This window comes from Bradyrhizobium sp. R2.2-H (assembly GCF_004346455.1).
Classification (GTDB): Bacteria; Pseudomonadota; Alphaproteobacteria; order Rhizobiales; family Xanthobacteraceae; genus Bradyrhizobium; species Bradyrhizobium diversitatis.
The window spans coordinates 272,920-286,726 of record NZ_SMBR01000002.1 but is presented as its reverse complement, the minus strand read 5'-3'; the positions used below and the strand labels follow the sequence as shown (position 1 = coordinate 286,726).

Genomic DNA, 13,807 nt, shown 5'->3' with positions numbered 1-13,807 from the left:
GGACGGCGCGCTCGACCTCTCGGCCGGCAGCAATCGCCAATGGGTCATCGCGTTACAGCTCAATCAGCCCGCCGCGAGGAGCGACCACGCCAGGTTTCGATTCCCGGTCTGCGCGGCCGAACTTCCGAACCATGGCGGCGTTTCGTCGCAGGGATCGCGGCCTCGTTGCCGCCGGCCCGCGTTTTCGCGCACCGCGCTTTGTCATGCGCCTGACGTTGAACCTCGCTAACGAACGCCGACCACATCCGACCGTGACGATCCGACGTCGTTTTGAATTGAGTAAGATGACCGCAACAACGTCCTCCGCGTCGACTCCCGCGTCCGGCGATCTCGCGTCGGCCGCGATCGCCTCCTGCAGAACGGCCTTTCTGACGGTGGGACTGTTCTCGGCGGTGCTCAATCTGCTGATGCTCACCGGCTCGATCTACATGCTGCAGGTGTACGACCGGGTCATCCCATCGCACAGCATTCCGACCTTGATCGCGCTGTCGATCGCGGTGGCGGCGGCGTATGCGATGCAAGGGCTGTTCGACCTGCTGCGTCAGCGCATTCTGACCCGGATCGGATCGGCACTGCACGCCGCGCTGTGGCAACCGGTCGTCTGCAACATCCTGCGCGGGCCGCTACGCGGCGGCGGCGCGAATCGCGGCCTGCAATTGTCACATGATCTGGACTCGGTCCGGTCGTTCCTATCCGGGCTCGGCCCGACGACCCTGTTCGACTTGCCGTGGATGCCGCTGTATCTCGCCGGCTGCTTTCTCTTGCATCCTTATCTCGGCTGGACGCTGGTCGTGGGCGCGGTGCTGCTGTTCGGGATCGCGCTGCTCACCGAAGTGCTGACGCGGGCGCCGACCCGGGATGCGTCGCGTGCCGGCGCAATCCGCGGCGTCCAGCTTGAAGCCGGTCGGCGCAACGCCGAAATCGTGGCCGCGCTGGGGATGGAGCAGCGGTTGATCGACCGGATGGGGGCCGCCAACGGCGATCTCGTCGCCGCCCAGCAGCGCAACGCCGATATCGCCGGATCGCTCGGCGCGTTGTCGAAGACGCTGCGCTTCATGCTGCAATCGGCGCTGCTCGGCCTCGGCGCCTATCTGGTGATCGAGGGGCAGGCCAGCGGCGGCGTGATGATCGCCGCGTCGATCATGGGCAGCCGCGCGCTCGCGCCGGTGGAACTGGCGATCTCCATCTGGCGTCCATTCCTCGCCGCGCGACAGGCGGGCGAACGGCTCCGCGCCGCTCTGCGCAACGGCGACGCCCCGAAGCCCGACGTCGCGCCCGAACGCGCCCTCCATCGGCTCACGGTCGAGCAAGTAACGATCGCCGCCCCCGGCGGCACAACAGCAATCGTGCACAACGCCTCGTTCGCACTTGAAGCCGGCCAGGCGGTCGGCATCATTGGCCCGTCAGCCGCCGGCAAATCGACGCTGGCGCGGGCGCTGGTCGGGATCTGGCCGATCGCACGCGGCGAGATTCGCCTTGATGGCGCCACCCTCGACCAGTGGCCGGCAGAAATTCGCGGCGGCATGATCGGCTATCTGCCGCAGGACGTCGAATTGTTCGACGGAACGGTGGCGGAGAACATCGCACGCTTCGACCCTGAGATCGACGAGGCGGCGGTGATCGCCGCGGCGAAGGCAGCCGGCGCCTACGAGATGATCCTGAAGCTGCCGAAGGGGTTCGAGATGCGGATCGGCGAAGCCGGCGCCACCCTGTCGGGCGGCCAGCGGCAGCGGATCGCGCTGGCGCGCGCGCTCTACAAGGATCCGTTCATGGTGGTGCTCGACGAGCCGAACGCCAGCCTGGACGCCGAAGGCGACGCCGCGCTGACCGACGCCATCCGGCGCGTCCGGGCTCGCGGCGGCATTGCCGTCATCATCGCGCATCGACCGGCGGCGCTCGCCGCGGTCGATCTCGTGCTGACGCTGGCGACCGGCCAGGTGCAGGCGTTCGGCCCGAAGGACGAAGTGCTGCGCAAATCGCTCGCCGCTCATCCGGTGCCCGGCGGAGCGGCGCTGCAGGCGGTGCCCGATGCGCGCTCGGTTCCGGCCGCCGCCGCCAGTTGAGGACCTCCATATGACCGCACCCCGCACGCCCGATGCTCGCCGCAACAATCCGTTTCGCGATATCCGGCGCGCCACCGGATTCGGAATCGGCACGCTGGCGATCGTGGTGTCCACCGCCGGCGTCTGGGCGATGACCGCACCGCTCGCCAGCGCCGTGATCGCGCCGGCACAGGTGGTGGTCGACAGCAACGTCCGCCGGGTTCAGCACCCGACTGGTGGCGTGGTCGCCGACATCTACGTCAACGACGGCGATCAGGTTCGGGCCGGCGACATGCTGGTCCGCCTCGACGAGACGCTGCCGCGCGCCAACCTTGCGCTGATCGAAAACCAGCTCAACCAGCTAGGGGTGCGTCGTGCCCGGCTGCAGTCCGAGCAGAACGGCCGCGACGCGGTGGCGCTGCCCGGCGAGATCGCCGCCCGCCGCGCCGTCGCCGCGATCGCGGAGATGATCGAGGGCGAGACCACGCTGTTCGCCCGGCGGCGCGAGGCGATCAGCGGCCAACAATCGCAGCTGCGCGAACGAAAGGCGCAGATCGCGGACGAAATCCGCGGCCTGGAGGCGCAGATCGCGTCGAAGCGCGAACAGATCCGCTGGATCGACACCGAGTTGGAGGGCGTCCGCGAGCTTTACGAAAAGCGTCTGGTGCCCTATGCGCGCCTCACTGCGCTCGAGCGCGAGGCCTCCCGCCTGACCGGCGAGGAAGGCCAGCTGATCGCCGAGATCGCACGCGCCAAGGGCCGGATCACCGAAACCGAACTGCAGATCATCCAGCTGGTCCAGGACCAGCGCCGCGAGGTCGCGACCGAACTGCGCGACGTCGAGACCAAGCTTGCCGATCTCGGTGAACGCCGCATCGCCGCGATGGACCAGCTCGATCGCGTGGTATTGCGCGCGCCGCAGGACGGTCTGATCCACCAGAAATCGGTCTTCACCGTCGGTGGCGTGATCACCGCGGGCGAACAGCTGATGCTCATCGTGCCGAAGGATTCGCTTGTGGTCGAGGCCCGGGTCGATCCGCAAATGATCGACCGGCTCAAGGTCGGGCAATCTGCCAAGCTCCGCTTCAGCGCGTTCGACGCCGCGGTGACCCCCGAGCTCGACGGCACGCTGACGCGGATCGCCGCCGACCTGACCAAAGACCCGCAATCCGGCGCGGCTTACTACGTCGCCCGCATCAGCCTCGACGCGAGCGAACTCGCCAAGCTCGACGGCAAGGCTCTGGTGCCCGGCATGCCGGTTGAAGCCTTCATCCAGAACGGCGTGCGGACGGCGCTCGCCTACCTGCGCAAGCCGCTGGAAGATCAGCTCGCCCGCGCGCTGCGGCAGAAATAGTCCAAGTCCCTATCGCGATCGTCGCCCAGCAGGCGTCCGCATTGCCGTCAGCACGGTATCCCAATTTCCGAACGAGTCAGATCTGCGGACCCTCGCCAGGCGAGCAAGCCTGGTGTGCCGATGTTGCCGGAGTCCGCCTCAGGCCGGCCCTAAGGCCAAGATCGCGGTCGCGCTCGGCACGTCACCAGTTCAGGCCAGACCCAACCGACGGAGTGGCGCACCCAAACGCCGAGCGGCCTCATCATTCAATCACCTGAGCCCGATATCGAGCCATCCCAGATCATTGACCTCGATCTGCTCGCCGTCACCAATCAGGACGGTCGTCGTCTCAGTTTCCACAATTGCGGGACCTTCGACCTTGTTGCCTGGACGAAGTTGATCCGCGGACTGGTCTGCCGGCGTTGTCGGCTATTTTGCGAACACGGTGTTGCCGTCGCGAACGATCGCGACGAGGTCATCGCAAGCCTGCTGGTAGGAATGAGGATCTCAATCCGGCGTCAAGCGAGCGCCGGTCGGAACAGTTCGCGGGTACGGAGAGCCTGATCAGCCGAACGCGGCGACCTCCTCCAGGGACTCCGCAGCCGCCTTCACAATCGTATCCACGTCAGCATCGGTCATCGGCAACGACAGCGCCATCAGGCCATAGCTCGCGACCAGTATCCCGCGATTGAGCAGTCCGGCGGTGAACACAGCCTGGCGCTTCGCTTCCATCTCGCTCAAGTAGGCTGAACGATAATCCCGGACGTTGCGATCCGTAAAATGAATCTTGAGTAGCGAGCCCAATCCGACTGCGGTCCCGGCAACGCCGGTCTTGCGGAAAGCCGCATTGATTCCGTCGCGTGCCGCGGTGCCGATCCTATCGAGGCGTGAATAGGCTGCTGTATCGAGCAGCTTCATGGCGGCAAGCCCGGCGCGCATGGTGACGGGATTGGCCGAGAAGGTGCCACCGTGCGGGAGCGCCGGCTTGCCAGAGGATGGATCGAACACCGACATGAACTTCTCGCCGCCGGCGATCGCGCCGACCGGAAAGCCGCCGCCGATGATCTTGCCGAGCGTAGTCAAGTCCGGATCGATCCCCCAAAGCCCTTGCGCACCCTCATAGCCGAGACGGAATGTGATGACTTCGTCGAATACAAGCAGCGCGCCGACTTCCCGCGTGACCTGACGGAGCGCTTCCACGTAGGCTCTGTCCGCCGGAACCAGACCTGCTCGGTTCGGCATCGGATCAACGAGTACACAAGCGAGTTCGGGACCATGCTCGCGGATCAAGCTCACTGCCGCCTCGACGTCGTTGAACGGAATGGTCACGACGTCCGCGAGCACGCTGTCGGGCGTGCCTTTGGCATAAGCTACCGATACCGGGGCGTTGCCGCCCCAAGCCGCGGGTGTCGGATCGAGGCTGACTTCAGCGTAGTCATAGGAGCCGTGATAAGCACCCTCGCACTTGGCGATCTTCGGACGACCCGTGTAGGCGCGAGCAGCTTTCAGCGCCATCATCACCGCCTCCGTGCCCGAATTGCAGAAACGGACATGGTCTACCGATGGAAGCCTTGCTGCCAACAATTCGGCGAGCTCGACTTCGGATTCCGTCGGCATGCCGAAGGCCGAGCCCAGCGCGAGCTGCTTGGTCGCCGCCTCGATCAATGCGGGATGAGCATGGCCATGGATCAGAGACGTGAAATTGTTGATGCAGTCGATATATTCATTGCCATCGACGTCCCAGACTCGGCAGCCAGCGCCCGAAGCTGCGTAGATCGGAAACGGCTTCATGTAGACCGTGGTGCGCGTATTGCCACCCGGCAGGCTCTTCAGCGCTCGCTGATAGAGATCTCGGGATTGAGAATGATTGGCGGGATACATCTTGCCTCCTTGATTCCGGGTTCAACGGCCCAGATAAGCTTCGCGTACGCGCGCATTGTGCTCGAGTTCGCCTGCTGGTCCATCGAGCACAACGCGCCCCGTCTCCAGCACATAGGCGCGATCGGCGACCGAGAGCGCAAGCACCGTGTTCTGCTCCATGACCAGGATAGTCAGACCGGCCCATACTGCACTCGAGATGGCGCTGAGAGTTCTTCAAAAGATCAAGCAATGTCGTTGAACGAAGGAGACGCCCACACGTAGGACAACGGTGCGCAGACTACCGACGGTCGAGGGACGACACCCTGTTGCAAATATGTATTATTTCTCGGCTACAGATAACGTGATTAATGTTATGGCTGCCGCAGCCAGATAACTTATGCCTCAAAGCCGTGGTCGCGCCGTTTGCAGAGCTACCGGTATGGCCAACCAGGTTTCGCCGTCGCGGTTCGCGAGGCCTGCGAGGCGCAACCGACACCTGCCTTCCCGGTCGGGGGCGAGGAATTAAATCACGATGGATATGCTGGTGAGCCGCCCCCCCGTCAACCATGTGGCAGGCGAAGCCTCGGGATCGATGTCGGCCCTGATCGAGCAGCTGACCGGTCTGGCCCGGCGGCAGTACCTAGTCTTCGTCATCGTGCCTGCCGCGGCGCTCGCAATCGGCCTGCTTTATCTCTTGCTGGTCCCTGCGCAATACACGGCCACCACCACCCTGCTGATCGACAGCACCACTCTCCGCGTCCTGCAGAACCAGCTTCAGCCGCAGGGGGACGTGCCGCTGGACACGCTTCAAGTGGGATCACAGGTCGAGATCCTGGCATCACGCAAGCTCGGGCTCGATGTCGTGCGGGATTTGCATCTTGCCGATGATCCGGCGTTTGCTGCCTCGACCAGCTGGAACCCTTTCGCGTCATCCGCAACGTCGAGCCTCGAAGCTCGCGAGCAGCACGCGCTGGACGAATTTCTCGCTCACCGCAGCATCAGCCGCGCCGAGAAGACCTACGCCCTCAACATCTCCTATACTTCGCAAAGTCCGGCGAGGGCCGCGGAAATCGCGAACGCCATCGCGGAAGCCTATATCGACGACCAACTCGGCGCCAAGTACCGGACGGTGACTCGCGCCGGCGCCTGGCTGCAGGACCGCATCAACGAACTGAGGTCGAAGGCCACTGCCGCCGACCGCGCCGTGCTCGAATTCAAGGAGAAGAACAAGATCGTCGATCTCGGCGGCGCCGGTCCGACCACCGCGGGCGCCGGCACGTTCAGCCGGCTGATCGGCGAGCAGCAGCTCTACGAACTGAACAGCCAGCTCGCCACGGCGCGTGGAGCCACCAGCGAAGCCAAGGCGCGTCTCGATAGGATCGAGCAGGTGCTCAAGATGGACGTCAGCGAGGGCGCCGTCGCCGACACGCTCAAGAACGACGTCATCACCCGCCTGCGCAATCAGTTCATCGACCTTTCCACCCGCGAAGCGAATATTTCCGGCCGGTACGGCGCGGACCATGGCGCTGCCGCCAATCTGCGCGACCAGATGGAGGAAATTCGCCGCAACATCACCGCCGAACTCGGGCGGATCGCCGGCAGCTACCGCAGCGATTACGAGATCGCCAGGACGCGGGAGGAGAGTCTGGAGCGGGCGCTGGCGGCGCTGGTATCCGAAGGCCAGCTCACCAACCGCGACCGGCTGGGGCTCGCCGAGCTCGAGAGCTCGGCCAAGGTCTATCACACGCTGTTCGACAATTTTCTCCAGCGTTACATGGAAGCGATCCAGCAACAATCGTTCCCAATCACCGATGCCAGGATCATCAGCCCGGCGGTCGCACCGGCGAGGAAGAGCAAGCCGGTCACCTCGCTCGTTCTCGCCATTTCGCTGTCCCTCGGAATCATGGCAAGCATCGGCATTGCATCGCTGCGCGAGGCCACGGACGGGGTGTTCCGCACGGCGCGCCAGGCCGAACAGGAGCTCGGAGCGCGCTGTCTCTGCATCATCCCGCAGATGTCGGCCGTGAACGCGCCGGGGCTCATGCGCGGCGGCGGCGCGCCGGAGACGTCCACGCTCCCCGCCCTGCCGGCCCCTGCGCCGGGGCCGGGTGAACCCGTACCCGCGCAGGAGCAGCGCTTTGCATTCAACGATCCCCTGAAGCGGCGCGCCGTCGAGGATCCGATTTCGGTGTTCACCGAGGCATTTCGCGCCATCAAGGTCAGCGCTTGGCTGCAGGCCAATGTTCGCCAGACCAAGGTGATCGGCATTACGTCGACCCTGCCGGCCGAGGGCAAGTCGACCGTAGCGGCCAATCTTGCGGCCCTGATGGCCGACGCAGGCCGGCGCGTGGTGCTGATCGATGCGGATCTGCGCAACCCCAGCCTGGCGCGCTCGCTGTTGCCCCGGCCGCAGGCGGGCTGGCTCGAAGTGATCAGCGGTGAGCTCGATCTCACCGACGTCACGGGCCGCGAGCCGACGACCGGATTGGCCCTCCTGCCGCTGCTCCTGACCGAGGCCCCCGTCCATTCCGACGAGATTCTGGCCTCGCAGGGCTTCCGCGACCTCCTGGAACGGTTGCGCCAGAGCTACGACTACGTCATCGTCGACCTGCCGCCGCTCGCACCCGTCGTCGACGTTCGCGCCACCGTCCCGGCCATCGATTCCTTCGTGTTCGTGGTGGAATGGGGGGCAACCAGCGTCAAGACAGTGCGCCGTCACTTTGCGCCGGAAGCGGAATTGCACGAGCGGTTGCTGGGCGTGGTCCTGAACAAGGCCAATCCTCGGCTGCTCGAGCGCTTCGAGCAGTCCGGCATCTATCGGAATGGCTACTATATGAGGGGAGCCTAACGCTCAAGCATCGGCTCAGCCGTTGTCCGGGCGCCTCATTCGGGGGCTATGCCGCGACCGCAGCTCCTCTTCGTATTTGAGCTTTTCGAGAAGCATGTCGGTCACGAGGCGACGCAGCTGGGCGTTCTCGAGCTCCAGCCGCTTGATGGTCTCGTCCGAACTCGCATCATTGGCGCCCGACTGTGGTCTGCTATCGAGGGCGCGCACGCCATTGTCCGCCGGCGAAGATTTGAGCATCTTCTTCCAGCGATGGTACGTCATGATACTGACGCCGAGCGCCTTCGATATCTCGCGCTGTGTCTTGCCCTTTGCAGCCAGCTCGTTGGCCTGCGCTAGCTTGGCCGAAATCTCGCCGGAGGCATGCCTTTTCCCAACCATGATGGGTCCTTTCAGGCCCGAATGCGCTAGCCCAAGTCTAGTAAGCGCGAATCGTGAACCTTTTCAATAGGCCCTACTCGACTTCTCCGGCCATCGTCATCCGCTGGCCGCAGCCTCCTTGCCTTGCAGGGTCCCGGATCAACCCGCCTGGCCCGGCGCGAACGCCGCGCCTACGAGAACTCAGCATTGATCGTTCTCAGTGATTCGCTCCCTGGTCCAAAGCGGCAACCGCGACCGCATCAATAGGCGTTGCGAGGCCGGATCAACTCGAACGCCGTCCTAAACATGACATAGATATCAAGCATCAGGCTCCAATTATCAATATACCATAGGTCGAGTTCGATCCGCTGCTCCATCAATTCAAGCTGCGGTGTGCCCCCGCGATACCCGTTGACCTGGGCCCAGCCGGTGATGCCCGGCTTGACATGGTGGCGGAAGGCGTAGTTCGCGATCATCCGGCCGTATTCGTAGTCGTGCACCAGGGCGTGAGGTCGCGGCCCGACGATCGACATGTGGCCCTGCAGCACGTTGATCAGTTGCGGCAGTTCGTCGATGCTGGTCTGGCGCAGCAGCCGCCCGACCCTGGTTATCCTGGGGTCCTGCTTGGTCGCCTGGACGACAGACCCGCCATCCTCCTGCACGCGCATGCTACGCAACTTGTAGATGATAAATGGCTTTCCGTTGAACCCATGGCGGCGCTGCCGGAAGATCACCGGTCCCTTCGACTCCAGCTTGATTGCGACGGCGGAGATCACCAGAGGAAGTATGAGGATGAGCAGCGAGGTCGTCGCCACGACAATATCGAGCAGGCGCTTGCTCAGCCGATTCAGGGCCGAGAGCGGAGCGGGCTGCACCTCGACCATGTAGAGCCGCTGCGACATCGAGGTCTGGTGCCGCAGCAATGTGGAGACCGCGCAATCGGGCAACAGCTTCACGGGAAGCGGGATTGCGCGCAAATGGCCGAGCAGCGCCGTGACCGCCTGTGGAGCCGACCAGGGCAGCGCCAGCACGACCTCCTCGGCGGCGGCGTGGCGAATCCGCGCCATCATGGCCTGGCCTCGCTTCGCCTCGGATGACGAGAACAGGTCGTCCACGCGCGGCAAGGTCACGCGTTCGATCTCCTGCAGCCCAAATCGGGTCAGCAGGTCGTTCCGGCCGAACTGTGCGAGTTCCGTAGGCGTTCCGACCACCACCACCCGCCGGCCTCGAATGGTCCCCGTGAGCAGCGCGGCTCTGAGGCTGCACTTCGCCATCCAGCGTCCGCAGACCAGACCGGCGGCCGCAACCGAGACGAAACAAAGCACCGATCCGCGCGAGACCTCGTCACCAGATTTGAAAAGGAACAGGGCCACCGGGATAATTAGCGCCGCGATACACCAGCCGGCCAGGACGCGGCCGCCTTCGCGCTCGTCGTCCAGCAGATGGTTGTGCCGGTACAGGCCAAGGAAATACGCGACGAGGATGTGGGCAAGGCTGGCGACCAATCCCAGCCCTGCATAAAATCCGACGTTCTCAAAGGTCCCCCCGAGAACGTACTGATAAGCGATGCCCCCCAATGCGCCGGCCGCAACGATGATGGCGGCGTCGAGGCTTGCGAACAGCGGCTCGATCAGAACGAACGGAAGGGCAAGACGAACTGGTGATCGGACCTCGGATGTCGTGGTCGATCCACCCGTGTTGGTCAAGTCGGTCACAATGCACCCCCCGGGATCGAAGTCCCGATCCTGATAACATGCGCACTGTACCATAATTATGATACTTTTACTGCTAGTTAACTGTCAATGACGGCCGCACCGGATCGGCCGCTGCGCTGTCATCGCAACGTCATACGGGCGCTCAGCGCGACGGCGCGGCGTCGGGCTTGGGTTCGAGCAGACGGGACAGGGCGATCTCGTTCACGACGGGCGGGGTCTGCTTCAGGAGCTCCGCCACATAGGCGCGGCGGTTCGCCTCGACGCGCTCGGCCCGCATGCGCTGCACCAGAGCGTCTCTCACGTCAGGGAGCGGCCGCGTGTGCGAGGCCTCGGTGTCGACCAGCTTGAGAACGTGCCAGCCGTCCTCGAGGCGGATCGGATCACCAATCCCTGATTTGGGCAGGCCCGTGACCTGCGCGCGGATTTCGGTGCGCAGATCGGGCTCGGCAACCCAGCCGATCTCCCCTTCCCGCCCCGCGGTTGCCGTATCCTCCGACAAGGCGCGGGCGAGCGCACCGAAGTCCGCGCCGGGCTGCTTCACCTTGCGCATGATGTCGTCCAGTTTCCGCCGCGCGGCATCTTCCGCGCCCTTGTCAGCATCCTTCGCGAGATTGACGACGATCTGAGCCAGCCGGAAGCGGCGCGGGACCAGGAACGCGCTGGCGTTGGTCTCGTAGACGCTCTTGATCTCGGCCTCGCTCGGATATTGGTCGCCTACCGCCGTGACCGATTGCAGATAAGTTTCGACGATGAGACCGTCACGGGCCCGCGCAAGCTGTGTCACCACGCTCGGCTGATGGTCCCACTTCTTCGCCGTCGCTTCCTTCAGCACCAGGCGGTTGGCCAGGAGGGCGCGCACGGTCTGATTGAGCAGCGCCGGATCGCGGGCCATCGTCGCCTGCTGGCGGGCGTCCAGCATCTGGATGGTGGCACGAACCTCCTCGGCAGTGACCTCGCTGTCGCCGACCCGGGCGATGACCTCGCCGCCCTTCACCACGGCGTTGTCTTGCGCCGTCGGTTGTGCCGGCGGCGCAGGAAGGGGCGCAGGTGCTGCGCGCTGTGCGGCGGGCGGCGGATTGCGTGTTTGCGTCTGTGCCTGCGCCATCGACATGGACGACACGGTCGTCAGGAACGCGGCGGCAAGCAGCGCGGAGTTGGAGACGGTCATGGCTTGGCCTTCTGCTCGATGATCTTGTCGCGGAAATCCTGCGCGGCGTTCTGGTGTTCGACGCGCTTCAGCCCGAACACGGGATCGCGGTCGAGCACCTTCTCCAGCGGATCCATCCGCTCATATTGCTTGACGACGTCGTCGGCGATTTTGACCAGTGTGACGTTCTTGGCTTCGCAGGCCTTGGCGCTCGCCTTCCAGGTCGTCGCCTCGCCCTCGAACTTGGCACGCTCGGCATCCTTGGTGCGCGCGACGCTGGCCGCTTCGCCGTAGGCCGCCTTCCACTTCTCCAGCGAATCGTCGCGCTCGGCGATGCGCTCGTTGAAGTCCTTGACGGCCTGGCGATAGGCCTGCTCGGCTTCCTTGACCTGGGCACGGTAGGCTTCGTTCTGCTTGCGTAGACGATCCCGCTCTTGCTCGGCCGCGGTCAGCTTCGCCTGCACCGCGGCGCGCTGGTCCTCGGCCGTGCGCGCCTGCGCAGTGGCGCTGCGCAGCGCCTCGCGGAGACGATCGGATTCCTGATCGGCGTGGGCGGCCGTCCCGGCAACCGCTACCAAAAGAAGGATGAGCGGAGAATGCAGAAGCCGCATCGTCAGAACCTTGCATTGAGATCGAACTGGAAGATGTCAACTGCGTAAGGCGCGCCCGCAATCTGGTTTGCGCTCATCCACCGGGTTGTGAGCCATACATTGGATGACAGCGCCACGTTCCCTCCGATGAAGTAGCCTTTCAGGTTAGTGCCGCCGAGACCAAAATCAGAGTCTGCGAACGCATCCAGGACGGCGTCGGACTCGAGATACTTATAGCCGACGTAAGCGTTCCAGTCCCAGAGCTGCTTCAACTCACGGTGGCCGACCGAAAGCCGCGCGAGCCAGCCCTGATTTCCGCCGGCATATTGCTGGGTGCAGGGAAGACCGGGGCAAGGGGCGATCGCGCCAAGAGGGATCAGGCCGTTGCTAGGCAGGATCGTTCCGGCCCCAGCCAGCTTCATTGCGATATCATCGCGATTCCAGGCGACGTTTCTAACATACTCGCCATCGATGATGATATGGATCGGGTTAAAATGTCCCAGATCAAGTCGCGCACTCAGGTCGACATTCTGGAACGCTGATGCAAGCCCAAAGTACTGATAGAGGAATTGCGTTCCCAAGTCATTGAACGCGGTTGGAACGATCGATCGCAGGGGAATATAGGTGTTGCCCTTCTGCGCAAACGACGGACGGGTCAAGTCCGTGTCGCATAGGTCTTGAACGGTGTAGACGTAGCAATTGCTCGAGATTTTTCCCTGGACGTTTGTGAAGTCGTAGAAGGCCGCACCCACGGTGAGTTCGATTTCAGGGTCTGGTCGGAAGTTACCGCCGACCTGGGCGCCGAACATCCATTTGTCTCGGCTCGGCAGCTTCGAGAAGGTCGCCGAGCTCCCATCCGAGCCGACCTGAGCGCCGACATCAAAGGCAGTATTGTAGATCGGAAATGCGCCCGCCACTACGAACGGCGTGACACCGGGCATGACTTCATAACGGCCCTGGGCCGCAAAGCCATCAAAGCCGAGATCACGATGATAGACCAAGTCTGTCGCAGTAAAGAACGGGTTGTCAAAGCGACCGGCGCTGAATGTCATATCGTTGGTCGGGCTATACTTGATGTAGGCACGATCCAACCAGATTGCATACTTGCTGAAGTTGCCTCCTGAGCCTCCCATCGTTTGGTTGAACGAGACTGGACCACTGTTTTCGCCTGTAGCGATCCGAATTCCGCTCGAGAATCCGTCGAAAAGTTGGGCCTCCAGGCCGATGCGCGCCCGAAGGCGCTGGCGGTGCCGGTCCTGATCCGCGTTGTAGGATGGATAGGTGTTTGGATTGCTGATATTACTGACGTCAAATGGATTGCCGGTATTGATGGCATTGAAGTTTGGGAAATAGCCAACCGCATTGCCCGTCGGGAAGAAATCGCTCTCTTGACGTATGCGCACATCGCCATACCAGCGAATGCGTGAAATCCATTCCGGCAACGCACCCGGCGAGGCCCAGCCCTCCTTGTGCGCGCGGTCCATCACTTCGGCCCGGATCTCCTCGCGCAGCTGCTTGCGCACGATCTCGGGGACGTAGGTCACGCGCTTGGTGCCGGGCGGCGAGACGGCGTCCGCCGCACCGGTCGCCTTCTTCTCGGCGCTGTCGGCCTTGGCCGCGGCATCGCGCGTCGCCTGGCGGGCGACATAGGCTTCGTCATCGGCCTGCTTGATCAGGGCGGCCGCCTGCTCCTCGCTGAGCGTGCCCTGTTTCACCAGGAGATTGATCAGGTTGACCGTGGCGTTCGACGACGGCGGTGCGGCCCGCGAGACTGTCGGGCGCTTGCCTTGCGCCGGACTGTCGTCCTGCGCCGCCGCGGGGGCTGCGCATGCGACCAGCATCAGGGCCGTCGTGGCCAGCTCTCGCGTTTTCAGTTCACGCCACATGACGTCACCTCTCCTCTCAACTCACTCAT

The 13,807-nt window shown here is 64.0% G+C and carries 10 protein-coding genes and 1 pseudogene; 3 read left to right on the top strand and 8 right to left on the bottom strand.

Annotated elements, in window-relative coordinates; genetic code table 11:
* The first annotated feature begins 284 nt into the window (after positions 1 to 284).
* On the top strand, positions 285 to 2,063 hold the full coding sequence (locus EDE08_RS05385; protein ID WP_131867881.1) for a type I secretion system permease/ATPase: 1,779 nt from the start codon (positions 285 to 287) through the stop codon (positions 2,061 to 2,063).
* A 10-nt stretch (positions 2,064 to 2,073) separates the two neighbouring features.
* Complete coding sequence (locus tag EDE08_RS05380) at positions 2,074 to 3,396, top strand: HlyD family type I secretion periplasmic adaptor subunit (protein WP_131867879.1); 1,323 nt, start codon at positions 2,074 to 2,076, stop codon at positions 3,394 to 3,396.
* A 249-nt stretch (positions 3,397 to 3,645) separates the two neighbouring features.
* On the opposite strand, the pseudogene EDE08_RS38990 reads toward EDE08_RS05380, so the two are convergent.
* The 3 genes and pseudogenes from EDE08_RS38990 to EDE08_RS05370 all read right to left on the bottom strand — a co-directional run.
* A pseudogene (locus EDE08_RS38990) lies at positions 3,646 to 3,765 on the bottom strand (hypothetical protein); the annotation flags it as partial.
* A gap of 174 nt (positions 3,766 to 3,939) precedes the next feature.
* Complete coding sequence (locus EDE08_RS05375) at positions 3,940 to 5,256, bottom strand: aspartate aminotransferase family protein (RefSeq protein WP_131867877.1); 1,317 nt, start codon at positions 5,254 to 5,256, stop codon at positions 3,940 to 3,942.
* Between the two features lie 21 nt (positions 5,257 to 5,277).
* Positions 5,278 to 5,415, bottom strand: a complete 138-nt coding sequence (locus EDE08_RS05370) for a hypothetical protein (RefSeq protein ID WP_207912893.1) — start codon at positions 5,413 to 5,415, stop codon at positions 5,278 to 5,280.
* A gap of 364 nt (positions 5,416 to 5,779) precedes the next feature.
* Here EDE08_RS05370 and EDE08_RS05365 point away from each other — a divergent pair, with 364 nt between their 5' ends.
* On the top strand, positions 5,780 to 8,083 hold the full coding sequence (locus EDE08_RS05365; RefSeq protein ID WP_207912895.1) for a nucleotide-binding protein: 2,304 nt from the start codon (positions 5,780 to 5,782) through the stop codon (positions 8,081 to 8,083).
* A gap of 15 nt (positions 8,084 to 8,098) precedes the next feature.
* On the opposite strand, the gene EDE08_RS05360 is transcribed toward EDE08_RS05365, so the two are convergent.
* From EDE08_RS05360 to EDE08_RS05340, 5 genes are all read right to left on the bottom strand, one after another.
* Positions 8,099 to 8,461, bottom strand: a complete 363-nt coding sequence (locus EDE08_RS05360; protein WP_131867875.1) for a helix-turn-helix domain-containing protein — start codon at positions 8,459 to 8,461, stop codon at positions 8,099 to 8,101.
* A gap of 239 nt (positions 8,462 to 8,700) precedes the next feature.
* Positions 8,701 to 10,155, bottom strand: a complete 1,455-nt coding sequence (locus EDE08_RS05355; RefSeq protein WP_165935755.1) for an undecaprenyl-phosphate glucose phosphotransferase — start codon at positions 10,153 to 10,155, stop codon at positions 8,701 to 8,703.
* A 142-nt stretch (positions 10,156 to 10,297) separates the two neighbouring features.
* Positions 10,298 to 11,323 (bottom strand): peptidylprolyl isomerase, encoded by a 1,026-nt coding sequence (locus EDE08_RS05350; RefSeq protein ID WP_131867871.1) that lies wholly within the window; start codon positions 11,321 to 11,323, stop codon positions 10,298 to 10,300.
* Positions 11,320 to 11,913 carry a hypothetical protein gene (locus tag EDE08_RS05345; protein WP_131867869.1) on the bottom strand — a complete coding sequence of 198 codons (594 nt, stop codon included), beginning with the start codon at positions 11,911 to 11,913 and terminating at the stop codon, positions 11,320 to 11,322. Before EDE08_RS05345 ends, EDE08_RS05350 begins: the two co-directional genes overlap by 4 nt.
* Positions 11,914 to 11,915: 2 nt before the next feature.
* The gene (locus EDE08_RS05340; protein ID WP_131867867.1) at positions 11,916 to 13,778 is read right to left on the bottom strand and encodes a putative porin; all 1,863 of its coding nucleotides are present in this window, start codon (positions 13,776 to 13,778) and stop codon (positions 11,916 to 11,918) included.
* Between the last annotated feature and the right edge of the window lie 29 nt (positions 13,779 to 13,807).